Here is a 25,703-nt window from a genome sequence, read left to right as displayed (position 1 = left end):
CTATCCAAAAATTTTAGTCCCGCATGAACGGACAGTATGACTCCCACCAAAATATTGCAAGATTTCCGAGAAGCTTAGGCGGGAGATTAACTGTCCGTACATGCCCGATTGGGTCAACTAACCATCAGCGGAAGTAGCAAGACCCCGCTGATGGAAGTTTCACTTTATCCCGCATTAACGGACAGTATGACTCCCACCAAAAATGCAAGATTACCGAGAAGCTTAGGGGGGAGATTAACTGTCCGTAAATGCCCGATTGGGTCAACTAACCATCAGCGGAAGTAGCAAGACCCCGCTGATGGAAGTTTCACTTTATCCTTATCGTACCATATTTAGCAGATTGTTCGCTTTTCATACGTCTTCAGATGTTTCCAGCCCTTGACCTTTGAAGCGTGAGAGGGCAATAAGAGGGAATATATAATTATAGCTCTCATAAAGAATATAAAAGCCTCCCGGCAGACCAATCCCTGTCGGATAGCGGGAAGCCTCTTCATCATAATTCTTCTCATCTAGGAGAAAGCGAGCCGCTTTCATTGCGGCATCCCTTTTATTCCTGCCTCCAGCTACGAGGGCGTCAAGGGCCCAGGCGGTTTGTGAGGGGGTTGAGTAAGCTAAGGGGATATATTTCTTTTCTTCACAGCTTTGGCAAGACTCCCCAAATCCGCCGTCCTTTTGCTGGATAGATTCAAGCCAGTCCAGTGCCTTTTGCACAGCAGGATGCTTAGAGCTGATTCCAACTGCGCATAATCCCGTAACAGCTGCCCATGTACCATAAATGTAGCAAACACCCCATTTCCCGTACCAGCTGCCATTCCTCTCCTGATGCAGGAATAGCCATTTTACAGCTTTCTTCACCATCTCGTCATTATAGGTCATTCCGGCATAGTTACCTAGAAACTCCAAAACTCTTCCCGTTAAATCAGCCGTTGAATCATCAATAAGAGCATCTGCTGCATTCTCAATCGGCAAGTGAGCAAAGAGAGGATCGTATGCATCCTTCTCAAAAGCGCCATATCCCCCATCCTTATTCTGCAGCTTTTTTAAATAGGCCGTCCCTCTGCTCCATGACTGCCGAAAGGGATGTCCAAGCTCTTGGCTCTTCGTCAAGGCTCTCAGTGCCGCCGATGTATCGTCATTGTCTGGATTGAAATGATTGCTGTCTGAAAAACCCCAACCGCCCGGAGAAGCACTCGGTGCATGAATAGACCAATCCCCCCTCTTTATGTGCTGCTTTCGCAATAAATACTCATTAGCCTTCTTGACCATTGGATGAGAGATATCCACACCAGCCGTTTGCAATGAATAGGAAAGGAGAGCGGTATCCCATATCTCTGAAGGTGAATTTTGAATATGCAGCCCTTCTGCAGTTTGAATGGCATAGCTCTTCAACCCTTCAACGGCCCTTTGCAGAATAGGGCTGTCCTTTGGATAGCCCATTGCCATCAAACCGTAAATCATATAAAAGGTTGATGAGGCATAGCTGTATAAAGTCCCATTCTCCTCAATCCGGTCAATCATCAGCTTTTCTGCTTCTTGATAGCCTATTTTACGGTAATACAGCGGATTTAGGTGAAGTGATTTGATTGATTGTACTAAGGTATCTGCTAACCCACGTTCCTCCCTGAACCAGCCGCCCTTCTTATCCTCAAAATAATGTTGTTCAACGTTGTGGTGAATGGAAAAACGTTTATTCATACAGAGGATCATCGGGGTCAGGTGAACTCTCGCATAATTGCTGCAATGATACATACTGAATGGGAAATACGAGGGCAACAGAAAATAGGCTGTCGGAAAATTGAAATAGGAGGGATATGAATACATCCCATTCATCGCAAGAAAGAGTTTAATCATAAAGTGAGCCTTCTTTGGACCGCCATGCCGATCCATGAAATGCTCCGCCCTTTTCATCTCCTCATCATCCGAGTTAAATTCACCTGAAATTAGCAGGGATGCATAAGCCAGCACAGTCGCTGATACATTTCCGTCCAACTCATCAGGATAAAGCTTCCACGAGCCGTTATCCTGCTGCGATCGCAACAGCTTATTCACCAGCCCTGCCATTAAATCAGGCTCATTTAATCCTAATGTACGGATAATCGCAATCATGAAACAATCGTTTAAAATCGGACCTTGAAACGGGAACGTCCACTTCCCATCCTCATCCTGCAGTCTTTCCAATTCTGCTTTCTTTACAAGAATATATTTATGTATCACATCCATAATGGCCTTATCTTCCTCCATTCATATAACCGATGGGCAAAATAGCCAGCTGGTCCTTGATTAAGAAATCACGATAATACCGCATGAAACCTGCATAGATGAGAGCATCATCCTCTGTGCTTTTAATAAAGCGTGCTTCAAGCGCTCTTAAGGCTTGGCTGATTTCACTCTGTGCCACCGTCATTCTTTTTCCTTTTGTGATTGCAAGAATCTTCTCTATATACTCATTCGCAAATGTCGAATCATTCTCGTTCTTAACACAGTCCCGCTCAACAAGAAGAAAGGCAGGATACTCTTCAATTTCTTCCGATTCCATCAACTGCTTAAACCCTAGGAACGCTCCTATAATAAATGCCGGGGCAACAGCCGGGAATACAATATATTCGAGTTTCTTTCCTGTAAGCTGTTCACCTATTTCATAAGCAAATGTTTGAATACCCGCGAGGAAAAAAGGATGATAATAATAGGAATCCTCCAATTTCCCGCCGTCGGTTACAGCTTCTTTTATCCGAGCTCTATGCGTATAAGCCCTCCATGCCAAACGCTCCTTATGTGGCATAGGAGAGACTTCTTTTTCTATCATATCTCTATCCTTCAGCATAGCCGCCATAGCGGCAAAGCCCCTGTCATAAACGCCTGAAAAGGGAGCAAAATATTCTAGTTTCAGCATGATGGACGGATTATCAGCGTCAAGAGGAATCAATGGCGTAAACCCTTCCCCCATGGTTATTTCTTTCCAATCCTCATTGCCCTTTGGAAAGAAGTGATTCTTGTACCTCCATAGACTGGCGGCTTCAAAATCAATACCGGCTGCATCCATCTTCTCTCCACTTGCAGGTATGTGTAGAAGTCCACCGCATTGACAAAGACTTGAGAATTCATCCAGCTCATAAACTTCATGACAGCTTAAGCACTCCAATGGTTCAATCATCCCGTCCCCCCTTGTTTCTCTTTGTCCAAAAACACGAAAAAGGAAAATATGGTATAATAAGCATATGATAGAAATGCTAAAAACATTATCGGAGGTGACGCAATATTATTGCCTATCATGGAACGACCAAGCATAGCCATGAAAGCATTCTGGATAATGGTCTTAATCTGAACACGAATTTTCATTTTGGAAAACAAAACGGTGATGCCATATATGCGACAACAAGAAAGACGCTCGCAAAGAAATTTGGAGGGAGCATCGTCACATTTAAGGTCAATACAGATGAGTTTTTTCATGTAACGAATGATGAATATCAAAAGCTATACAACTCCATGGCAGAGGATCTTATTTTTCCTCACAAAACCATTAAAGAATATATGTATGATGCTTTATACGAGAAGATTCATAACTTGGATAATAAAAATCGAGTTTTTATGAAGAAGTATATCCGAGATTTAGAATACCGAATTGGCAATGTCCTGCAGGAACTCTTGATGAGTAAAGGGTACAAGGGAATCGTTATTTCCCATTCGGATCACAAGGGATATTATGAAGAGGTCACGATCTATGATTTGGCAAGCATCACGTATCTCTCTTAATCGATGCAATCATTAGAAATCCAAAACGCTTCTCAAAACTACACCCTTCCAATCATCTGCTCCAATACTTTTATCTGCATATGGCTAGTACTATCCTCAAGGTCATGAATGACGCTCACATCAGCCATCCTTATGAATAAATCCCCTCAAAAGCACTTTTCCAGTGTTTTTTTGGTGAATGATTGTGTAACCAACAAAAACAGCTATCTAAAAACCAGATAGCTGCTCACATACTGCTATAGTCAATCTAAGAGATTTAACACAGTCACTTTCTCGCGTGTCATCGATTCAATGCTTGAGCGAATCCCCTGCGTCCCAGTACCTGAACCCTTCACTCCGATAAACGGAAAATGATCGGGTCCCCGCTCAGTGCGACCATTGATTTGTACGGTTCCGGTTTCCAGCTTCTCAGCAATCTTAAAACCCGCATTTAAATCAGCTGTAAAAATACTCGCCTGCAGCCCGAATTCAGATTGATTGGACAGTTTTACCGCCTCTTCATCTGAATGAATACGAATCACGGGCAGGACGGGTCCAAACGGTTCCTCCCAAGCTACCCTCATTTTCTCTGTTACATGATCAAGCAATGTCGGATAAATCAAATTTCCGACACGCTTATTTCCCGTAACCGTAACGGCTCCATTAAGCACGGCATCATCAATCAATGATTGAACAAAATCTGCTGATGAGTCGTCAATAAGGGGAACAATCGTATGATTGTCCTTTGGGGAACCGACAGATAATCCTTCAACCTCTTCTTTTAACAGGCGGACAAATTCATCTCCAATTTCCTCATGCACAAGAACTCTTTTAATAGCCGTACAACGCTGCCCTGAATAGGAATAGGCTCCAGCGATGATTTGCTTAACAGCATAGGGAAGATTGGCATCCCTCCGGACAATGGCTGGATCTTTCCCTCCTAGCTCCATAACGAGCGGAACCATTTTGGCCTTCTGGGCAATATGAATACCGTTTTGCGTTCCGCCAGTGAAAGAAATCATATTAATATCAGGATGTTCAACTAAATAATCACCGATGACCGCTCCTCTTCCTGTTACTAAATTTAAAACTCCTTTTGGAAGTCCAGCCTTATCCAGCGCTTCAACCATGAGGGTTCCGCTCATCGCTCCTTGTGTAGCCGGCTTGAAAACGACAGCATTTCCACTGATCAAAGCAGGGGCTATTTTAGCTGCTGCTAGGTTGACAGGATAATTAAATGGAGATATAGCAAGGACAACGCCAAGCGGAACCCGATGAATGATGGCGACCTTAGAACGCGTTCCTCCCGGGAAGTTTTCACCAAGCATACTTTCTCCATGCATATGTGTGGCCTCTTCAATAGTATAACGGATAAAATCTGCCGTTCTCTCCACTTCTTTTATGGCATCATTATAGGATTTTCCGACTTCCTTCATCACGGTTTCCGCTAATTCTTTTTTTATTTTCAATAATTCATCAATCCAGCTTAGCAGGCATTTGGCCCTGTCAAGGATTGGGGTACCAGCCCAGTCTTTTTGTGACTGCTTTGCATTCTGGATGGATTCTTCAATTTCATCCTGAAGCATGGCTTGCACCTTTCCGACTTCCTTTTGCATATATGGTGATATGATACTGATTGTCTCGTTAGATTTACTCCTTCTCCACTCACCATCGAGATAAAACTCATAGGTTTTCGTCATATCTAATCCCTCCGAAGCTAAGCCAATAGTCTTTGCTTTATCTTTTGCACGAGAGATTTTTCTATACATTGTTTGAATGGAACAGCAGCGAATGAGGGAAAATGAAGGTATCTCATTTGAAAGAGGCGGTTTATATGAGAACTTCACGGCCGATTTGGCGAAAAATCCTCTGGTCGCTTATAGTCGTTCTGGTTAATCTCCTAGCAGCACCGATTGGAATCTATTTTCTTTTTGCTTTTAGTCCAGGTACGGTGATCTCGAATTGGGATATTGTGCGGGCCGGAAGCTTTATACTCCTATGCAATATCATTAGTCTTCAGCTCTTTATCGCCATTAGAAAGCGTCCGAACCCGTACACATACAGCGGTTTACTCCTTGCTATATTGCAGCTGGCAGCTTGCTGCCTTTATATGAGTCTTTACACAAAAACCGCCTATATCCTTTTTGCAGCAGCCATCCTTCTATCCATCGTTCTTCTCATTAAGACGATTAAACAGAAAGACCCAGCTATCATCTGACAGCTGGGTCTTTGCATTCTATTATTGAACGGCTTTAATGATCTCATTGATTTTCTTCGCTCCGAAAACCACTTCCTGATCATTGATAATCATGGCTGGAACGCTCATGACTTTGTATTTCGTTTTCAATTCAGGGAACTGGCTGATATCAACCATTTCCGCTTCAACCCGCTTGTTCAAAATCGCGATTCTTTGTGCACCGACTACAACATCTGGACAATAATGACAGGCAAGAGAGACCATGACTTTAATGTTAACGTCTTTATCAATGGCCTTAATGGATTCAGCAATTTCCGCATCTAGCGCTTGACCTGGTCCCGCTAGGTTATAAATCGCCAAGATAAAGGAATTTAGCTCATGACCACCAGGAACACCGTGGAATTTCACACCGCTATATTCACCTGCATGGTTCAATAAAGCGACTACTGGATATTTATCCGCATGAATCATTTCTTCCACTTTCGTGTTTTCGCCTCTTTTATGAAGCTCTAAGTGTACTTTATCGCCTAGCTCAGCGATTTCCGAGAGAAAATCACGCAGTTCAACGGATTTTGGCATACTTTCATCCACGATGGATACGAGAGTAATATCCTTTTCCATCCGTTCAAAAATACCTTTCAATTGGCCGCGAATCGCATCATTCAGAAGAGATGTTTTTGACCCAGTTGAGGAAGCTTCTTTTGTTTCCTCTTTCTTGGCTGGTTTTTCATCCTCTGGTTCGTCAGCAATTCCTAAGCGTTCCTTCTCTTCAGCCACATATTTTTGAACATCTGTACCAGCAATGGCTCCATCAGCTACCGCTGTAATGACTTGGCGTAAGGATTTTGGACGAAGATCGCCAACCGCATAAACACCCTTTACATTTGTACGCATTTCCTCGTCTGTCACAATATAACCGTGACGGTCCATCTCGATAATACCTTTAAAAAGCTCTGTCTTAGGGGCATAGCCGACAAATACGAAAACGCCGAATGTGCCGTCTTTCTCATTTGCCTCGTATTCCCATTCCTCTTTCGTTACATTATTAATGAAACGAGCACGCTGAATCATGCCCTCACCTGAGACCTCAAGAAGCTCCGTATTGAATTTCACTTCAATTTGGTCATGGGCAAGCACTTTATCAGCAATGGATGGTGCACATGTAAATTCAGGTTCACGCGCAATTACAGTTACTTTGCTTGCAAAACGTGTCAAGTAGATTGCTTCTTCCGCTGCAGCGAAGCCCGCTCCGATTACGAATACTTCTAAGCCTTCGAAGAATTCTCCGTCACAAGTGGAGCAATACGCAACACCGCGTCCGGTAAATTCAGCTTCACCAGGGAAACCAAGTTTACGAGGGCCTGCGCCTGTAGCAATGATAACCGCACGTGCTTCAAATTCACCATTCACTGTTTTTACTTTTTTGACATCACCATCAAAATCAACGCCGATGACGTCTGTTTTAACAAACTCAGCACCAAAATCCTCACATTGAAGCTTCATTTCCTCTGTTAAGGCTGGTCCTGTTGTTTTGCGAATGCCTGGATAGTTAACGATTTCATTCGTCGTTGCAGCTTGTCCGCCTGTATTGCCTTTTTCGAGGATTAAGGTTTTTAACTTCCCGCGGCCAGCATATACACCAGCTGACAATCCCGCCGGTCCTCCACCGATGATGATTAAATCATATATTTTCTTTGTCATTCATTCTCACCCTACTCTTTGTATTGAAAAGAGGCACCAATAGTTCCTGAGCGCCTCTTTCATTTCTCTCATTTATCTAATTAGATTTTTCCGATTAGGTCCAAGCTTGGTTCTAATGTTTCTTCACCTGGTGTCCATTTTGCCGGGCATACTTTATCCCCGTGCTCTGCCACGAATTGAGCAGCCTGTACTTTACGCACAGTTTCTTCAGCTGTTCGGCCGATTCCAAGGTCATGAATTTCATATGCCTTAATTTCGCCTTCAGGGTTCACGATGAATGTACCGCGGAGTGCTTGTCCTGCTTCTTCAATTAACACCTCAAATTGACGTGATAGTACATGCGCTGGGTCAGCGAGCATCGGGTACTTGATTTTGCCAATTGTGTCTGTCGCATCCGCCCACGCCTTATGTACGAAGTGAGAATCAGTTGACACAGAGTATACTTCACAATTGATTTCTTGAAGTTTCGCATAATTATCTTGAAGGTCAGCTAGTTCAGTCGGGCAGACAAAAGTGAAATCTGCTGGATAGAAGAAGAAGATAGACCATTTGCCTTTTACATCTTCCAAAGTAACCTCTTTAAAATCACCATCATGGTAAGCTTGCACGGTAAAATCTTCTAATTTCTTGTTGATTAATGACATATCGTAATTCCTCCTGATGAATCTGTTGAATGATTCTTACGTGTTACTTAATACTATTTTATAATAATTATTATCAAAGAGTTTGTCAATCGTTTTTCTAGAATAATTATTAAAAAACCTATCATTATCCTCAATTACGATAGTTGATTGATAACGAAATAATTATTCGGATATAATTAATGGTTGACTTTATCATTTCTAATCTGCCCAATCATCTGCAGTAATATGTCAAAATCTTTATCAGATATTGTTTCAATCCGATCAATTTGATTCTTTATAAATTCCTTATGAGGATTCTTGTCCCCGCTTCTAACCAGATATGTCGCTACTGTCCCAGTAATCGTACCAATACAGCCGATTCCAAAGAACATAAGAAGTACGGCAACCACCCGGCCTCCAATCGTTACAGGGGCAATATCGCCGTATCCGACAGTGGTCGTTGTCACAATCGCCCACCAAATCCCTTCTGCAAAGCTTGTGATCCCCTCCTCCAAATAGGTGATTGGAATAGCAGAAATCAAAATCATGCCTCCGGTGATCTTCAGCATCTTGCTTAATCCATTCATCGTCAAAATCGCCATTAACTCTGGGAAATGGGTCCGGAGAATTTTCCATAGAACGACAAGGCGTAATAATCTGACAATCATAACCCCTTGGAAAACGCCGCTGACAGGGATTAGAGCAATGAGTTCAAACGGATGCCTTTTCACATAATCCCATTTGTTTTTCGATTTAAAAAATTCAAACGAAATGAGGATAACGAAGATCAGCCAAATGAACCGTCTTAGCCAACTGTAAATATGATGGGTATCTAACAGCAAAAACAGCGAAATAATTGCCAATGCGGCCATAAAAATGTCCTTTATGTATGATGTTTGTTCCTTCTTCATTGGCCACCTCCTCCCATTTAAGCGTATAAAATCAAACCTTAACGATACAATGGAAATAGTATCTATTGCTGGGACAGATAGAAAAAAACCATCCCTGTTACAGGATGGTTTTAAGCAATCAAAGATCTTTCTCCATATAAAGGCGGTGTTCTCCTTCTCCGAATTCATGATGCCGGTATTCTACCTGGACAAACCCGCATTTTTGATACAGTTTAACGGCTGCCGTATTCGTTTCACTCACCGTGAGAGTCACCTTCTTGAATCCGTCATTTCGAAGCTCCTTCAGCACCTCTTCAAGAAAAACCGTACCGAGACCCTTTCCGTTCTGGTCAGAACGAACATAATACCCGAAAATATAGGCTTTCTCTGGATTTTCAAAATCACGGAGGCATTCACATACCGCTACCGGACGGTCATCCCCGCTCTTCCGGTATAAAATCAGCTTGCCATATCTTGCGATAGGAACCAATGTCTGTTCATCCACCGCACCTAGCCCCGGAAAGGCATCCTTTTCTAACTCAATCATCATTTGCTGCTGCTCCGGCGTCAAATGACGCGGGATCTCTATATAATATTCGGACTGTTCAAAAGCCATCCGGCTCCCTCTTTTCTATTAAAAATATCAACACTTCATTGGCCACACGCCTTTTGGTATCCTCTTAAAAGGCAAATGATTAATTTGATTGGTCGCCACCCCTGGCGCATCCACATAAATGACCTGACTAATGAGTGGGTCAAAGGCTGCACGGAAATGATTTTTGGCCTTAAGGACTAAATACCGGTAATCCATCGGCTCAATTCCAATATGCCGAAACAACTCAGGATCATTAGCTGACAATGGACGACCAATGATGAGATAATCAATCTCCCCCGAACGGATGAAAGCCGCCCCTTGAGCATCCACCTTCAACCCATGATTAAATGGACCGCTATTATAAAATATACCGTTCGAGACTGCTATGACCTCTGCTGAAACCTTAATCGGGCTCCCGTATTCCGGGTATGTCTTACCACCGATTGATAGATTTAAATGGCTTCCCGTGCCTGCTATAAGACATTGTTCCAACGTTCCGCTATCTGCGATTGGCCCAATAAGCGCTTTACCGGGGTTCTCCTTCAGGAAAGCTTCAATCAATAGAGTAGTATCCCCACTACCACAGCTTAATGGATTATCCGCTATATCTGCAAGTACAATTGGCTTATCTTCATCAAGGGCAAGTGCCCTATGGATAGCTTCTTTAATAGAAGGAAGATGGACTAAAAACTCATACCGAATATCCCAATAATAGTCACTTATGCTTTTTGCCACAGCCCATGCTCGTTCCCTCTCTTTGGCGATGACCAAGACGGATGCTCCCGCATCTGCGACATCCCCATATGGAAATCCGCCAAACACAGACACAGCCAGGATATCCGGCTCTTTTTCATACTGCCTTGCAATGGTCATCATTCGCTGCATCGGTCCTTCGTCTGTCCTCATATTGATAGAAGGCAAAAGCATGGGGAGCTTTACACATGCCGCTTCATACCGTTTCCTCTCTGCCAAGTGGCGGATCAGGGACATGGCCGCATTTCTCCCCTGTTCATACATATCGATATGCGGATAGGTTTTAAAACCGAAATGGTAAGGAGTCCAATTGGTCATCATTGGGCTGATATTCGCATGCATATCAAGGGTTGTAGCAATCGGCATTTCCCAGCCTGCCTCCATCCTGACTTCCTCAAGCAAGCTCAGTTCAGCATTATTAACCCCCTCAACGACCATTGCGCCATGCAGAGCAAGCAAGATTCCATCCAGCTCTCCTGCCTTCTTGATTTCCTCAAGCAAACCCTCTTTGATTTGCTGATAGGTTTCATTCGTCACCACGCCAGATGGGACAGCGGCAGTACATTGCAGGGGAACGAGCATAAATCGGTCATCCTCCTGTAACACATCAATGAAACCGCCCACCTCAGTCTTCGTTCCGGTATAAGCATGAAGAATATCCTCGCCGGTGAAAAATCCCTCGCGTCTAAAGTCCTCCATAGTAGTTTTTTCCTTCGTGAAGCTATGGGACTCATGATAAAAAAAGGCAATGCCAATTCTCCATTTCCTCATCAAGAAGCCCCCTTTCATTCATAAGATACATAGATAGATTTCCACTCTGTCATACTATCAAGAGCATGATGCGATACTTCCCGTGCACCATTGCCAGATTGCTTCAATCCGCCAAAGGCTACGCCGATTTCCGCATTTGCTGTACCATTATTGATATAAACTAAGCCGCTTTCAATTTCCCTAGCCCCGCGCTTTGCATAAGAAAGGCTTTCTGTAAATAAGGAGGTCGATAACCCGTAAACGGTTTGATTATTGATTTGGATCGCATCCTCGTAATCTTTCGCCTCAATGACCGCCAATACCGGGCCAAATATCTCTTCATTCGCAATTCTATGTTCTGGCAATACGCCGCTCAAGATTGTAGGTTCATAGAAATACCCATTATGATTTGGAATTTGTCTGCCACCGCATTCGAGTCTCGCCCCATCCGCTAATGCTTCTTCAACAAACGAATGAACGATATCCAACTGTTGCTCATTCACTAATGGTCCAATATCAATCTCTGATTTCATCCCGTCCCCAATTTTCAGGCTTTTCGTTTTTTGGACAATTAAATCTAACAGGGCAGCCTTAACATCTTTTTCAACAATGACTCGGCTTGTTGCCGTGCATTTCTGTCCTGTTGTCGAGAACGCAGCTCGCACAATACAGGCAGCTGCTTTCTCTAAGTCCGCATCCTTAAGGACAATGGCGGCATTTTTTCCGCCAAGCTCGAGCGAGATCTTTTTCATATGTTTAGCTGCCTCGACCGCCAGCTCCTGGCCGACTTCGGTTGACCCAGTGAAAGAGACGGCAGCCACATAAGGATGACTGGCCAATTGTCTGCCAACCTTTCCTCCAGAACCGGTAATCAAATTGACAACCCCATCTGGAAAGCCTGCCTGATGGAATATTTCCATCAAAACGCCAGCTGAGAGAGCAGTTTCAGAGGCAGGCTTCCATACAACCGTATTGCCGCTTATGAGTGCGGCACAAATCTTATAGGATGCCAATGCGACAGGGAAATTCCATGGTGTAATACAAGCCACCACGCCAAGAGGCTCCCTTACCATCGTAATATCACAATTTGGCATGCCGGAAGGGACGGTTTGGCCGAATAGACGCCTGCCCTCTGCGGCCATATATTTGCATGTCTCGATCACGACATTGACCTCTCCTAAGGTCTCTGCCAGAACCTTGCCCATTTCTTTCGTCATCATCTTCGCCAGTTCTTCTTTTCTGCCTGCACAAATCTCTGCTGCTTTATAAAGATAGGCAGCCCTTACAGGTGCAGGTGTTCGCTTCCACTCATGATAAGCTAGATAGGCAGACTCTGCTGCTTGATGAACCTGGTCACCCTCTGCCATCGTATAATATCCAACTACCTCTTTATTGGCAGGATTAATGCTTTCTGAAAGCTGTTGACCAAACTTACTCTCCCAACGTCCGTTCATATACAGCTTTTGAATGATTGCACTCACTTCCTCACCCCTTCAAACGAGCTCTCCAATGGCACTTTCAAGAATTGATAAGCCCTCATCCATATCCTCTTTATTAATATTCAGCGGGAGCATTAAGCGAATCGTCTGGCCATGTACCCCGCAATTCATGATCAACAAATGTCTTTCCAAACATTTTGCTTTGATTGCCGGTACAATCCTTGATGCTATCGACGGCTGGAACTCAATACCAATCATCATTCCCACACCCCTGATTTCCTTAATATCCCTGTACTTTTGCAAATTAGCCTTCAGGCGGCTGACGATTTTCTTCCCGAGCCTTTCACTTCGTTCAACAAGATTCTCCGTTTCAATCACATCAATACTGGCAAGGGCTGCGGCACAAGAAACTGGGTTGCCGCCAAATGTGGAACCATGTGCCCCTGTCGGCCATTTCTCATGAAGCTCGCGGCTTGCCACTATAGCCCCAAGCGGCATCCCGCCTGATAAGGCTTTCGCAAGGACAAGAATATCAGGAACAACACCCGAATGCTCAGCCGCAAACATTTTCCCTGTCCGGCCAAAGCCTGTTTGCACCTCATCGAAAATGAGTAGAATCCCGTGCTGGTCAGCAATCCTTCGCAAGCCCTGCAAGAATGAATTCGGTGCAGGATAATAACCGCCCTCACCCATGACGGGTTCAATCAAGATTGCGGCTACACGTTCTGGTGAAATCCGCAATTCAAATAAGGATTGGAGCTGAGCAAGACTATAGCTTGCCATGTCTTTTGGCGGATTCTCCTTAATAAGCCCTGGATATGGATAGGTGACATGATAGACCTCACCAAGCAGCGGTTCATAGGAGGTGCGGTATTTACTGCTCGAGCCAGTGACAGATGTTGCGCCAAGTGTCCGTCCGTGGAAGGAGCCGTCAAAGGCGATAATCCCCGGCCTTCCAGTCACTGCCCGCGCCATTTTCAAAGCACCGTCAATCGCTTCACCGCCGGAATTAGAGAAAAAGACCGTATCCAGATTTCCCGGTGTAATTTGGGCAATTTTTTCGGATAATTTGACAACGGATTCATAATATCCATAGTTCAAACCAAAATGAATCAAGTTTTCCGCCTGTTGCTGAATTGCTTTCACCATGCTGTCATGGGCATGGCCTAATCCATTGGATGCAACCCCTGAAACAAAATCGATATACTCACTTCCATCCGCCGTCCAGAACCGCACTCCCTTTGCCCGTTTGATGACCAAATCAGTCACACGTGTACTAACGGGGGATATATGCTTCCTCGCAAGGCCTCTTAAATATTCCGTTTCCGCATGCTTCATATCATGTGCCCTCCTTCATGGAATCCATTAATGCTTGCAGCGCACTGTCCAGCAAGCCAATCAATTCATCGATTTCATCCCTGTTAATGATTAACGGCGGGGCAATAATCATATGATCTCCTGCATGCCCATTAACCGTCCCGCTCCCCGGATAGAAAACAGCTCCAAGCTCCATAGCCTTTTCGTTCAATTTCTCAGCGATTCGCTCATCCGGCATAAAGGGAGTTCCATCTTGCCGAGATGCAAGCTCCAGGCCAAAGAAGAGACCTCTGCCTCTTATGTCATAAACAATAGCAAACTTTTTCTTTAAGTTTAAAAGGCCAGACATTAAATGGTTTTCCTGTTCATTTACATTTGCCAGGATATCATCTGTTTCATACTTCTCGAGTGCTGCAACACCCGCTGCGACCGTGACGGGATGACCGCTATAGGTGTACCCGTGCACAAATTTCCCATGACCGTTTTGGATGATTCCCTCCACTATTTTGTCATGCACAATCATACCCCCTAGAGGAGAATATCCTCCTGACACCCCTTTTCCAAAAGTGATAATATCCGGTATAACCCCATAATGCTCAATGGCAAAATGAGCCCCTGTTCTACCGAATCCCGTCATGACCTCATCAATGATCAAAAGCAGATCATACCGGTCACAAAGCGCTCGAACCTGTTCAAAGTAAGAGCTTGGCGGAGGAATAGCCCCTGCCTGGCTTCCTGTGATTGGTTCAGCAATAATAGCAGAAATTTGGCTCGGTCCAATTTCGAGTACGAGCCTTTCCAGCTCATGAACACATGACCAATCCTTATTACTCTCACATTCGCTTTCTATTCTATTAAAAGGGCAATGAAGGCAATGTGGCGCCGATACATGCTGAAAAGGCAGCAAATATCCATTATACGGCTGCCTCCGCTTAATATCACCGCCTGCTGATAAAGAACCAATCGTATTCCCGTGATAGGATTGCCACCTGCCAATTACCACCTGCTTTTCCGGCTCCCCTCTGTCACGGAAATATTGCCGGGCAAGCTTAATGGCACTTTCATTCGCCTCTGAGCCCCCGCAGGTAAAGTACACCTTATTCAGCGGCGCTGGTGCCAGCTTAGCGACTCTTTCTGCCAGCTTATGTAAAACCTCTGTCTCAAAGCGCATCGTATGAACAAAGGCTGCTTTCTCTGCCTGCAAAGCCATTGCCTCTGCAATTCCCTTATCTCCATGGCCTAAATTGGCCGCAACCGCACCAGAACACCCATCCAAATACCGCTTCCCATCATCAGCATACAGATACACACCCTTGCCATGCGTAATGATTGGATACACTTTCGTTAGATCCCTGTGAAACACATAATCCTCCAACCGAAGCACCCCCATCTCCCCATTCTAAGTTTATGCCGGAAACAGAGCTGAAAGACCGAACTTCAGGTAGATTTCAGATTGATGGTTCTCAGGTGATATCCATCCTTTGCCCACCCTTCACCCCTGTTGTCTGGGCATTGGGTGGGCTTTCTCTGACGATGCCCATCCTTTGCCCACCCTTCACCCCTGTTGCCTGGGCATTGGGTGGGCTTTCTCTGACGATATCCATCCTTTGCCCACCCTTCACCCCTGTTGCCTGGGCATTGGGTGGGCTTTCTCTGACGATACCCATCCTTTGCCCACCCTTCACCCCTGTTGCCTGAGCATTGGGTGGGCACAGCAAACCCATTATCGTTAAAAATTATCGATAACAAAAAAACCAAATCAATGATGATTTGGCGTTTAAACAGTTCGTTTATTTATTTTTCACATTCAGCCGATGCGGCTGTTTCTTTGATTGTTTCAAGGGTTTCTTCCATCTTCTTGAGTTTTCGATAGATGACAGAGCGGTGGATACCAAGCTTGTTTGCTGCTGTGGTCGCATTTCCATTGCATGAGGCGAGCACTTGTTCAATATAGCGGCCCTCAGAGATAGCGGTAAAGTCCTTTAAGCTGCCAAATTGCGTGAAATTATTTTGAATAAAATAATCAAAAGCAAACCAATCTCCCACTTCTTCGTCCTTTGAGTGGGCAATGACGGACGGGACGGTGAGAATCAGTCTTTCCATGTAATTTTTCAGCTCGCGGACATTGCCCGGCCATGAATGGGTTAATAGTTCATGAAATTCCTCCGCGCTGAGGATATATTCTTTATTGTATTTCTGATTGTACTCAGTGAGGAACTTGGATATCAAGCCAGCAAGATCTGGTTTCCGGTTACGGAGGGGCGGGATATGAATGGGAATCACATTAATCCGGTAATATAAATCCTCTCGAAACTTCTTGTTTTGCACAAGTGTCCATAGATCTTGATTGGTTGCTGCGATAATTCGTCCATTGACTGTGATTGGAGCTGTTCCCCCTACTCTCCTTAATTCATTCGTTTCGAGAACATGCAAAAGCTTGGATTGCATATCAAGCGGCATTTCAGAGATTTCGTCTAAAAATAAGACTCCATCATTGGCCAATTCGATTAACCCTTGCTTCTCTTTGACACCATTTCCATAGGCATCCTGCTCATAACCGAATAATTCGTATTCGAACATGGACTTTGGTATGGCGGCACAATTAATTTTGATGAACGGTCCATTGGCCCGATCACTTTTCTGATGAATATATCTGGCAATGACTTCTTTACCTGTACCGGATTCTCCGCAAATGAGAACCTTGCTGTCATAGGAGGCAATTTGCAGGCAGACTCGAAGGATCTGTTTCATTGCCAAGCTTTCAGCCACAATATCCTCAGATTGATAGGCTGTCTCTTGGTCAATTAATATGGGGCGTTCTTCCATTACAGAAATCTTGCCTTGCTCATCTTGTGTCCCTTTATCATATTTAGCTGATTTTGTTACAATCAACTGTACCTCTCCATCATTGCCAATGATGGGTGTAGCTGTCGAGAGGACATTAAAACCTCGATTGGTCAAGATGCGCCGGCTGATTGGTTCTTTTCGAGCTATCGCATCCAAGGTAATGGAATGATCATAATAGCCTGCTGTAACTAGGTCTTTCACATTACTTTTCAAAAGATCATCAAGGGACATACCGATTGTCAGGGCTGTAAATTCATTTGAAATCAATATATTTCCTTCGCCGTCTGTTACAAATAAAGTGGAAGGAAAGTCCATCTTCTCATTGAAGCTTTTCGTTAATTTATCCATAGGCCATTATCCTTTGCATGCATCATTACTATCACAAGTATAAGTAGAAATCATGGTTACGACTATTGGAAATAAATGCTTATCCATTTAACGCGTTGATGCACATGAATTTTTCTTCTAAAATAGATTAAGTAAAATGGAGAAAGGGATAAGCCGTAGATGACATATCCCTCTTCCTTCTATTTACTTCATTATGCCAAAACGGCTTCTTTTTCTTCTACAAGCGTTACTTGTCCCATCTTTTGAAGGACTTCTTGTGCTTCTGTAAACATTTCAGTGATCATTTCTTCAACAGTTGTTAACTCATTGCACATACCGCAGATTTGACCAGCCATAACAGATCCATTGTCTGTATCTCCCTCAAGGACAGCCTTACGCAAAGAGCCTAAAGAAAGCTTTTCTAATTCATCACGGGAAGCATTTTGCTGCTCGAGCTTCAAGAATTCCATGATCATGCTGTTTTTAATGCTTCGTACAGGGCCGCCAAGGCTGCGTCCAGTTACCATTGTGCATTGATCGTCTGCATCAAGAACAGCTTGTTTGAAGTTTTCATGTACAGGGCATTCAATTGTCGTCAAGAAGCGAGTACCAACTTGTACGCCTTGTGCACCTAGGGCAAAGGCTGCTGCAATACCGCGTCCGTCTGCAATACCACCTGCTGCAATAACTGGAATAGAAACGGCGCTCACAACTTGAGGTAGTAAGGCCATTGTTGTTGTCTCACCCACATGACCGCCTGCTTCTGTTCCTTCTGCAACGATTGCATCAACTCCAAGAGCTTCCATTTTCTTCGCGATTTTCACAGATGGAACAACAGGGATGACTTTAATTCCATTCGCTTTGAATGTTTCCATGTACGGAGCAGGTGTACCCGCACCAGTTGTAACGATTTTTACGCCTTCTTCTACAATGACATCCACTAATTCCGGAATATTGTGCATCATCAGCATAAGGTTTACGGCGAATGGTTTATCCGTAATTTCTTTCGTTTTGCGAATTTCTTCACGAAGGCGATCAGCTGTGAATCCGCCAGAACCGATGATGCCTAGTCCTCCTGCATTAGAGACAGCACCTACAAGCGGAGCTAGCGCGATTTGTGCCATTGCTCCTTGGAAAATAGGATATTTGATACCTAGTAATTTTGTAATGGTCATTTTTATTTCCTCCTATAATATTAATTAAGCTGCTTCTGTTGTTTTTGCCATGTCAGCGGCATGTTTTTTCTCAAGAGATTGATAGACGAATGTCAAAGCAAGACCGACAAGCGAGATAGCTAAAGCGATATAGAAAGCCTTCGTGAACATGCCATCATTGGCAGCAGCTACACTTGCTGCAATACGCGGTCCGAAGAAGGCTGCACCGGAGTAGCCGATAAAGGTAACTCCATAGTTAACGCCATAGTATTTCATACCGAATTTCTCACCAACAATGGACGGGAAGATTCCCATCGTTCCGCCAAAGCAAAGACCGATTCCAACAATGGCTGTTACAAATCCTAATACAGATGTAGAAAGGGCAATCGTTAACATCATTGCCGAAATGACGAGATAGATCATCATCAAGCATTTAACGCGGCCGATGCGGTCAGATACCGCTCCCCAGAATACACGGCCAACACAGTTGGAGAAGCTGTAAAGACTAACATAAAGAGCTGCTGTTGCTGCAGATAAACCGAACATCGTTTGTCCGATAACAGATGCATTGGACGTAACCATCATTCCGGATAATGCGCCAATCAAGAATAGAGAAGCAATAACATAGAAGATTGGTTTCTTGATCATTTCTGTCCAAGGGATATTCACGCCGCCTTTTTTTGCCGCAGCAGGCGGAATCCAGCCTTCTGGAATATAGCCGACTGGTGCAGCCTTAAACACTACGCTCGCTCCAAGGATGATGACCAAGAAGGCAGCGCCAAGAATCATGAACGCAGCTTGTACACCATAGCTTGCAATAAGAGAGTTGGCAATTGGTGAGATAAAGATTGTACCGCCGCCATATCCAGCTGTTACAATGCCGGCAGCAAGTCCACGCTTATCAGGGAATAACTTCGCTGTGTTTCCAATGGTTGAAGAATACACAATTCCTTGCCCCATACCGGCAATTAAGCCGTATGTAATGTAAAGCATCCATGGAGCAGTAGCAAAACCTGAGAGAATGAATCCAAGACCAAATAAAGATCCACCAATAATGATGGCTATTTTCGCCATTCCTTTGTCATTTAATTTCCCGCCAAGAATCATCGGGATTGGAGAGATAGCGGCATTGATTGTGAAAGCCATCATAATGTCGCCCATAGTGGCATCAAACACTGCCGTCAAAGGCAAGGCAAAAATACTGAATGCATACACAGCTCCCACACATAAGTTAATGAGAGTCGATGCCCATAAAATCGACCAACGATTTAAAGATGTGTTCATTTTCTGTAATTCCTTCCTTATTCACTTATTTATCTGCTGGCAATGCTCTTCCTTACCTCCATTGCCAGCCATTTTTCTCTTCTTGTCTAACCTTAAGCCAAAACGCCTTCTGGCTTGGTCCCGTTAACTGAAACGATGTCTTTCAATTTGCCCCATTGTTCCTCAAACATGCCTGGGTCCATTTCCTTCAAGTCTTCCGCAATGGCAGGAGTGAATTCCATTTGATCCAGGATATGTGTTTTGAGATCAACACCAGGTGCAATTTCTGTCAGGGTAAGTTTACCGTCAATCAATTCGAATACGGCACGTTCTGTTACATAGATGACAGGCTGCTTAATTTCAGATGCATATTTACCGCTGAAGGTGATTTGCTGTACTTGCTTAATGAATTTCTTTGCTTTACCTTCCTGGATGATATGCAATTTACCGTCTGATACTTTTACCTCTAAACCGCCTGCTGTAAAGGTGCCGGCAAAGACGAGCTTTTTCGCTGCTTGGGAAATATTAATGAATCCGCCGCAACCGGCTACTCTTGTACCAAATTTACTTACGTTTACATTACCGAATTGATCCGTTTGAGCTAATCCAAGAACTGATAAGTCGATTCCGCCGCCGTCATAGAAATCAAATTGTGCATGGTGATCGACAATTGCTTCACTGTTATAGGCATGACCGAAATCCTTCAAACCTGCCGGAACACCACCAATGGAGCCTGCTTCTGTCGTGAGAATTAATTGGTCGCTTACCCCTTCCTCCGCAGACACAGTGGACACATTCACTGGAATACCTACACCAAGATTAAGGATGGTATTTGGCACAAGTTCAGCAGCTGAACGGCGTGCGATAACCTTTCTCTCATCAAGTGGAAGGGCAGGCACACTCTCCAATGGCACTTTAATATGGCCTGAGAAGGCTGGGTTATACTGAGTGTTTTCAGTTTGGAAGTGATTTTCCGGTTTCGCCACGACAATGTGGTCAACAAGGATTCCAGGTACGGCAATATCCTTAGGGTTTAATGTTCCTGCTTTTGCCACAGACTCAACTTGAGCAATGACAATGCCTCCGGAGTTACGGGCTGCTTGAGCAATTGGGAGCACCTCCATATGAAGACCTTCCTTCTCAAGCGTAAGGTTGCCGTTTTCATCTGCGACTGTCCCTCTGATCAATGCAACATTGATTGGGAATGATTTATAGAACAACCACTCTTCACCGTCAAGCTCTACCACTTTAACGATATCCTCTTTCGTAGATGGGGACATTTTGGCTCCCTCAACACGCGGGTCTACAAATGTTCCCATTCCGACCTTTGTGATCACACCTGGGCGTTTTGCCGCGATTTCACGGTATAGCTGTGTGATAACTCCTTGAGGAAGGTTATAAGCCTCACATTTATCCTCTTCAATTAATTTCGCCATTCCTGGAGAAGCAATCGCGATTCCCCCGATCCAGCGTTTAATGAGACCCTCATGACCAAGATGGCTCATCCCTTTGTCACGGCGGTTACCGACTGCACTCGCATGCATGACTGTTAAATTTTGAGGATGTCCTGTGTTAAGAAAACGTTCCTCAATTGAAATGCCCATTTCCTCTGCCCAGCAGGATAACCCAAAACCACTTGCAGCAACCGTGTCCCCATCTTTAATGAGCTCGGCTGCGCTTGCCGCTGAAATCACCTTCGACATACTAACACTCCTTTATGTAGTAAAAATATTATTGTGAATTTATTCACATATTAGCCCAAAAAAATATTCAGCCTTTTTCATTAATCTATAAAGAACCCCAATTTGATAAGGTTTCTGTGATTAAGCAGACAATTTAACTTGGTTAATTTCTTGTGAATCATTTCACAATAGAATCGTAAAACATGTTTTTCTGTTCGTCAAACCATGTTTCGCACCCTCAAAAAACATCTATTTTGTGTAGATAATTTACGACAGCCTTCGTGGAATATTAAATTGAGGTCACAGAATCGATTGAATCCTGCTGCATTTGTCGTTCTAATGCAACAAACCTCAAAACCGATACCCTAATCCTTATTTTTCATTAGTGACTACCCACCTCTATTCAGAAAAGTCATATTTATAAAAATACCAGTGATATAAAGGCTTTTAATCAATAGAATATAGCCAAAAAAAATATTATTTTTTTTTATGTATAGGCTTATACCGTGCTTTTCGCAAATTAACTACAGCAGTCTCTCTATGAATCCAACCGTTTTTTTTATGTCCCATCTATCAATATTTTTATTTATTCACACAATCATGATAATGAACATAAACAAAAGGATGATTCCTCCATAAGAGAAATCATCCTATCATTCTTGTATGCTATTAATATGAGTGAGAATAGATTAAACCAAAACAGGTGCTGTAAAGATAAACTCCTCAACCACCTTAGCAATCCCATCATTCATATTCGTATCCGTTACATAATCAGCTATTGCTTTAATATCGTCATTGGCATTGCCCATCGCTACGCCAAGACCAGCAAATTCAATCATCTCCTGATCATTATAGCTGTCTCCAATCGCAATAACTTCCTCTCGTTTAATTCCGCATGCATCAATCAATTGCTTTAAGCTTGTCCCTTTCGTAACGCCAAGCTCGGTGAATTCCAAGAAGTATGGTTTGGAGCGCATGATGCTAAACCTTCCATTCAATTCCTCCTGGAGCATCGTTTCTACAAGCTTTAGTTTTTCCGGTTCATACACCATTAAGGCTTTCACAACCGGCTCGCTTACGGCTTCTTTGAAGCTATCTACAACCTTTATCGGCAGCCCTGTTAATTCAGATTCAATGCTGGTGAACTCGTTATCATCCTCTGTGACGATTTCATCACCTACATACGTATGAATATGAACGCCCTCTCTGCGGCTAAGATCATAGAGGCCGTGCACCTCTTCATGCGGGAGTGTACTGCTGAAGATTTCTTCACGTGTCTTACAATTGATAATTTTTCCTCCGTTAAAGGAGAGGATATAGCTTCCGTATTCAGCTAAAGAGAGCTCTTCAGCGATATGCTGCATGCCAAATGTCGGACGTCCTGAAGCGAGAACGACCTTCACTCCCCTCTCCTGGGCATCCATCAATGCTTGCTTCGTACGAGGTGAGATGGTTTGGTCATCTCGAAGTAACGTATCATCTAAATCTAACACAATCATTTTGTAAGTCATGCTGTCATCCCTTTCTTATAGCACAATATCATTATGGTACTATAAATCACGTCAAAAGGGATGAATAAAATCAAATTCTTTTTCTAAGTATGGCGTCTAACAGCCTATCTTTTGTATTTTCACTATCGTCTTTAAATCTAAACCAAGATAAAACATACAGTCCAATAGTAGGTATTGTTAATTATCCTATATACACACCATCCTATCTGCCTCACCTACTACTCTAGCCACGCATTCAACGTATAACAAAAGCTCCCAATCCCCTTAAAAATCAAGAAATTCGGAGCTTTATGTTAGTCACTAGTTTCTACAATTCTAGTAAAAATTTATAATACATAAGGTATAAAAACATTCATTGAAATCTCAATTCTATTATTCGCAAATTTTTACGTAGTTGGTTTTTTGTCAAAAAACATATTTAAATCAGTTTTATCGGTATCATAGGCTAATGCGTCATGAATACTATTTTGTATGATTAGCATTTTACTCTTTTCGAAGAAAGGCACACTAATGATATAAGGGTTGCCGGCCTTTTCAACCAACAATACTGTTTGGATGCCGCTTCCGGCCATTCCAACGCCAAGGATCAGAAGAATTAATCCAAGAACAAAACTATCTCCCATACTGCCGAATCCGAAAAGAATCGCAAGTAATCCTAGTATAATTGGTTTAAGTTTATAACTGGTAGATAAGGTTGTCCCTGAAATATTCTTAAGAGGAATGCTTTGTTGATCCTTCCCTGCAGGAATGAATCCCAATATGGTGTTAGATAAATTCGTTTTAACAAATCGATTATCAACCTCTATTTTCCCTTTTACCCAAAAGAATAATAAACTGATTGAAAATTTAACCTCTTTCATTTTTCTCACTCCTTTGTATAGATAAGTTAATATTATATTTATATTATATTTTTACCCGCTATAAATTTATTTTAATCAAAAAATATTTGTATATAAGAATAAATCTAATCTTTTCATTCACACTTTTCACAGGAAAAATACAATGCTTATTAATCCAGTGAATTCCCTTGTAAATGGTTATATTAGATAATAATTTCATCGTCACCCTCTCGTCTATATACTTTTCTAAAGGTTAATCTAAAAAGAAGGCTCTGTTAATCTTACGTGTTGATTTTCGTTGCAGGCGGAAAAACCAAGGGGCGATCTAGGAGCCTCTTCGATGCTTTTTACATCTGTGCGAACTCCCCTGTCCGCTGCTCCCCAATAGTCAACCGCCTGAAACATAAATCAACGGTGCGTAAATATCAACTTTCTTCACCAAAATCGAGTAGAGGGGAAATTCACTTGAATTTCCGCCCCTCTCCCACCACCGTACGTACGGACCCGTATACGGCGGTTCAATAGCTTGAGTGAATGAGCTGGTATTTCACAGATATGTCTTCATATCCGTGACGTGCCAGCTCTTTATCTGTTAAGGACCGATGAAGGACGTAACTCTTGGAGATACACCAATAACTCTTCCGAGTGTTCGACCATTCATAAGCCTTTTGCTTTTCGATACCCAATTGAATCAGATTTTTCCTTCTTGTTCGTGGATATTTCCATTGTTTCCAGATATATTGTCTGATTCTTCGCTTCAACCATCCATTCAATTCATTCATAAACCCTTTCATTTCGCTAATACCATAGTAGTTTAGCCAACCAGTCATAAGCTGACGGATTTCCTTTAGAATGATTTCAAGGCTTCTTCCCCGGTTACGCTTTGTGATTTTCTTCAGCTTTGCTTTTACCGATACTTTCACCTTATTATGAGGACGAATTTTGACCCCCGTTTTTGTCGTAAGCAGACAGAATCCCAGAAACTTTCGTTTCAACGGACTGCCTACGGCACTTTTTTCACGATTAACGGTGAGCTTTAATGTCCCTTCAAGATAGTCAATGGCCTTGTTCATCACTCGTTGCGCTGCACGTCGGCTCTTCACGTAGATGTTACAGTCATCCGCGTAACGCACAAACTTGTGTCCGCGCTTCTCTAAAAGCTGGTCAAATTCATTAAGATAGATATTACTGAGTAATGGGGATAGGTTTCCACCTTGCGGTGTTCCTTTCTCCGATCGCTCAACCAGCCCATTTGTCATGATGCCACTCTGAAGGTATAAACGAATCAGTCGTAGGACACGCTTATCCGTTACCTTTCTCTCGATAAAGTACATAAGTTTGTCATGATTCACCGTATCAAAATAAGCTTTCATATCAATGTCTACTACGTATCTATACCCTTCTTTGTAGTACGTCTGTGCTCTTCTAATGGCATCATGAGCACTACGTTTTGGACGAAACCCAAAGCTATTATCCGAAAAGGTCGGTTCAAATAATGGTTGTAAGACTTGATTGATAGCTTGTTGAAGCATTCGGTCGATGACGGTTGGAATACCTAGTTTACGCTTTCCTCCATTAGATTTCGGGATTTCTACCCGTAAGACGGGAGAAGGTTTATATGTTCCATCTCGGAGTTGCGCTAGTAATTCCTCCCGATGTTCCTTCAAGTACGGAAGTAACTGTTCGCATGTCATGCCATCGACTCCAGCCACTCCTTTATTTCTGACAACTTGAAGGTAAGCAAGATTGAGATTATCCCTTGATAGGATTCTCTCAAACAGATTTACACCATTTTGATTGTTCTGTTCACCATGAAAAGTGCTACGCACTTCGTCATACCCTTCATGTTCCACATTATCTCTCTGACGATAGCCAGATTGTCCTGTTTTCTGCGATTGTCGCACTTTCCACACCTCCTAAAATGCTCAAAATTACTATTGTTCCGTCCTTCGTATCCTTGTCAGATGGGATACTACTATGACTTCGGCTGACTTCTTGTGATTCATCGAGATGTCACCACTTCGATTGTGCTGGCTCGTTCTCATTCAACTCACACTGCACCCTCACAAGACCTCCCCTGGTAAGA

20 protein-coding genes are annotated in these 25,703 nt (G+C 43.2%); 2 read left to right on the top strand and 18 right to left on the bottom strand.

All coding sequences use genetic code 11. The features are described 5' to 3' along the window. Positions 1-351 precede the first annotated feature (351 nt). Positions 352-2,220 carry a terpene cyclase/mutase family protein gene (locus AC622_RS09450; RefSeq protein ID WP_049670848.1) on the bottom strand — a complete coding sequence of 623 codons (1,869 nt, stop codon included), beginning with the start codon at positions 2,218-2,220 and terminating at the stop codon, positions 352-354. Positions 2,221-2,227: 7 nt separating this feature from the next. Then, a complete protein-coding gene (locus tag AC622_RS09445) occupies positions 2,228-3,151 on the bottom strand; it encodes a hypothetical protein (protein WP_049670847.1) in 924 nt (307 codons plus the stop codon). A 410-nt stretch (positions 3,152-3,561) separates the two neighbouring features. Here AC622_RS09445 and AC622_RS09435 point away from each other — a divergent pair, with 410 nt between their 5' ends. Continuing rightward, a complete protein-coding gene (locus tag AC622_RS09435; RefSeq protein ID WP_156185602.1) occupies positions 3,562-3,750 on the top strand; it encodes a hypothetical protein in 189 nt (62 codons plus the stop codon). 242 nt (positions 3,751-3,992) lie between these two features. Here the strand turns inward: AC622_RS09435 and AC622_RS09430 are convergent, their stop codons facing one another. After that, complete coding sequence (locus tag AC622_RS09430; protein WP_049670844.1) at positions 3,993-5,429, bottom strand: NADP-dependent glyceraldehyde-3-phosphate dehydrogenase; 1,437 nt, start codon at positions 5,427-5,429, stop codon at positions 3,993-3,995. A gap of 134 nt (positions 5,430-5,563) precedes the next feature. On the opposite strand from AC622_RS09430, the gene AC622_RS09425 reads away from it, so the two are divergent. After that, positions 5,564-5,947, top strand: coding sequence for a hypothetical protein (locus AC622_RS09425; protein ID WP_049670843.1), 384 nt, complete (start codon positions 5,564-5,566; stop codon positions 5,945-5,947). 21 nt (positions 5,948-5,968) lie between these two features. On the opposite strand, the gene AC622_RS09420 is transcribed toward AC622_RS09425, so the two are convergent. The 15 genes from AC622_RS09420 to ltrA all read right to left on the bottom strand — a co-directional run bounded on the left by AC622_RS09420 (position 5,969) and on the right by ltrA (position 25,521). Beyond that, entirely contained in the window at positions 5,969-7,627 is a 1,659-nt protein-coding gene (locus AC622_RS09420; RefSeq protein WP_049670842.1) for an FAD-dependent oxidoreductase, read from the bottom strand. 80 nt (positions 7,628-7,707) lie between these two features. After that, complete coding sequence (ahpC, locus tag AC622_RS09415; RefSeq protein WP_049670841.1) at positions 7,708-8,271, bottom strand: alkyl hydroperoxide reductase subunit C; 564 nt, start codon at positions 8,269-8,271, stop codon at positions 7,708-7,710. Between the two features lie 176 nt (positions 8,272-8,447). Beyond that, positions 8,448-9,161 carry a potassium channel family protein gene (locus tag AC622_RS09410; protein ID WP_049670840.1) on the bottom strand — a complete coding sequence of 238 codons (714 nt, stop codon included), beginning with the start codon at positions 9,159-9,161 and terminating at the stop codon, positions 8,448-8,450. Between the two features lie 118 nt (positions 9,162-9,279). After that, complete coding sequence (locus AC622_RS09405) at positions 9,280-9,756, bottom strand: GNAT family N-acetyltransferase (RefSeq protein WP_049670839.1); 477 nt, start codon at positions 9,754-9,756, stop codon at positions 9,280-9,282. 27 nt (positions 9,757-9,783) lie between these two features. Beyond that, positions 9,784-11,259, bottom strand: coding sequence for a M81 family metallopeptidase (locus AC622_RS09400; protein ID WP_049670838.1), 1,476 nt, complete (start codon positions 11,257-11,259; stop codon positions 9,784-9,786). 14 nt (positions 11,260-11,273) lie between these two features. Then, positions 11,274-12,719: an aldehyde dehydrogenase family protein gene (locus AC622_RS09395; protein WP_231589502.1), complete on the bottom strand. Its 1,446-nt coding sequence runs from the start codon at positions 12,717-12,719 to the stop codon at positions 11,274-11,276. 12 nt (positions 12,720-12,731) lie between these two features. Then, positions 12,732-14,015 (bottom strand): aspartate aminotransferase family protein, encoded by a 1,284-nt coding sequence (locus AC622_RS09390; RefSeq protein ID WP_049670837.1) that lies wholly within the window; start codon positions 14,013-14,015, stop codon positions 12,732-12,734. 1 nt (position 14,016) lies between these two features. Continuing rightward, on the bottom strand, positions 14,017-15,369 hold the full coding sequence (locus AC622_RS09385) for an aminotransferase family protein (RefSeq protein WP_442853803.1): 1,353 nt from the start codon (positions 15,367-15,369) through the stop codon (positions 14,017-14,019). Between the two features lie 419 nt (positions 15,370-15,788). Then, the gene (locus AC622_RS09375; RefSeq protein ID WP_049670834.1) at positions 15,789-17,189 is read right to left on the bottom strand and encodes a sigma-54 interaction domain-containing protein; all 1,401 of its coding nucleotides are present in this window, start codon (positions 17,187-17,189) and stop codon (positions 15,789-15,791) included. Positions 17,190-17,380: 191 nt separating this feature from the next. Further along, the gene (locus tag AC622_RS09370) at positions 17,381-18,343 is read right to left on the bottom strand and encodes a DUF561 domain-containing protein (RefSeq protein ID WP_049670833.1); all 963 of its coding nucleotides are present in this window, start codon (positions 18,341-18,343) and stop codon (positions 17,381-17,383) included. Positions 18,344-18,367: 24 nt separating this feature from the next. Next, positions 18,368-19,606, bottom strand: a complete 1,239-nt coding sequence (locus tag AC622_RS09365; protein WP_049670832.1) for an L-lactate MFS transporter — start codon at positions 19,604-19,606, stop codon at positions 18,368-18,370. 92 nt (positions 19,607-19,698) lie between these two features. Beyond that, positions 19,699-21,288 carry an acyl CoA:acetate/3-ketoacid CoA transferase gene (locus AC622_RS09360; RefSeq protein ID WP_049670831.1) on the bottom strand — a complete coding sequence of 530 codons (1,590 nt, stop codon included), beginning with the start codon at positions 21,286-21,288 and terminating at the stop codon, positions 19,699-19,701. A 668-nt stretch (positions 21,289-21,956) separates the two neighbouring features. Further along, complete coding sequence (locus AC622_RS09355) at positions 21,957-22,778, bottom strand: Cof-type HAD-IIB family hydrolase (protein WP_049670830.1); 822 nt, start codon at positions 22,776-22,778, stop codon at positions 21,957-21,959. 386 nt (positions 22,779-23,164) lie between these two features. After that, a complete protein-coding gene (locus AC622_RS09350) occupies positions 23,165-23,638 on the bottom strand; it encodes a hypothetical protein (RefSeq protein ID WP_049670829.1) in 474 nt (157 codons plus the stop codon). Positions 23,639-24,135: 497 nt separating this feature from the next. Continuing rightward, positions 24,136-25,521 carry a group II intron reverse transcriptase/maturase gene (ltrA, locus tag AC622_RS09345; protein WP_049669436.1) on the bottom strand — a complete coding sequence of 462 codons (1,386 nt, stop codon included), beginning with the start codon at positions 25,519-25,521 and terminating at the stop codon, positions 24,136-24,138. Between the last annotated feature and the right edge of the window lie 182 nt (positions 25,522-25,703).

It is taken from the genome of Bacillus sp. FJAT-27916 (assembly GCF_001183965.1).
In the GTDB taxonomy this organism is placed as follows: Bacteria; Bacillota; Bacilli; order Bacillales; family Pradoshiaceae; genus Pradoshia.
This window is presented reverse-complemented; position numbering and strand designations above follow the sequence as displayed.

Bases quoted from the DNA above. Each gene is read 5' to 3' on its own strand.
- AC622_RS09410 (WP_049670840.1), bottom strand. From the start codon at position 9,161: ATGAAGAAGGAACAAACATCATACATAAAGGACATTTTTATGGCCGCA.
- AC622_RS09370 (WP_049670833.1), bottom strand. From the start codon at position 18,343: ATGACCATTACAAAATTACTAGGTATCAAATATCCTATTTTCCAAGGA.
- AC622_RS09400 (WP_049670838.1), bottom strand. From the start codon at position 11,259: ATGAGGAAATGGAGAATTGGCATTGCCTTTTTTTATCATGAGTCCCAT.
- AC622_RS09360 (WP_049670831.1), bottom strand. From the start codon at position 21,288: ATGTCGAAGGTGATTTCAGCGGCAAGCGCAGCCGAGCTCATTAAAGAT.
- AC622_RS09355 (WP_049670830.1), bottom strand. From the start codon at position 22,778: ATGACTTACAAAATGATTGTGTTAGATTTAGATGATACGTTACTTCGA.
- AC622_RS09405 (WP_049670839.1), bottom strand. From the start codon at position 9,756: ATGGCTTTTGAACAGTCCGAATATTATATAGAGATCCCGCGTCATTTG.
- AC622_RS09390 (WP_049670837.1), bottom strand. From the start codon at position 14,015: ATGAAGCATGCGGAAACGGAATATTTAAGAGGCCTTGCGAGGAAGCAT.
- AC622_RS09375 (WP_049670834.1), bottom strand. From the start codon at position 17,189: ATGGATAAATTAACGAAAAGCTTCAATGAGAAGATGGACTTTCCTTCC.
- AC622_RS09430 (WP_049670844.1), bottom strand. From the start codon at position 5,429: ATGACGAAAACCTATGAGTTTTATCTCGATGGTGAGTGGAGAAGGAGT.
- AC622_RS09425 (WP_049670843.1), top strand. From the start codon at position 5,564: ATGAGAACTTCACGGCCGATTTGGCGAAAAATCCTCTGGTCGCTTATA.
- AC622_RS09445 (WP_049670847.1), bottom strand. From the start codon at position 3,151: ATGATTGAACCATTGGAGTGCTTAAGCTGTCATGAAGTTTATGAGCTG.
- ahpC (WP_049670841.1), bottom strand. From the start codon at position 8,271: ATGTCATTAATCAACAAGAAATTAGAAGATTTTACCGTGCAAGCTTAC.
- AC622_RS09350 (WP_049670829.1), bottom strand. From the start codon at position 23,638: ATGAAAGAGGTTAAATTTTCAATCAGTTTATTATTCTTTTGGGTAAAA.
- AC622_RS09365 (WP_049670832.1), bottom strand. From the start codon at position 19,606: ATGAACACATCTTTAAATCGTTGGTCGATTTTATGGGCATCGACTCTC.
- AC622_RS09420 (WP_049670842.1), bottom strand. From the start codon at position 7,627: ATGACAAAGAAAATATATGATTTAATCATCATCGGTGGAGGACCGGCG.
- AC622_RS09450 (WP_049670848.1), bottom strand. From the start codon at position 2,220: ATGGATGTGATACATAAATATATTCTTGTAAAGAAAGCAGAATTGGAA.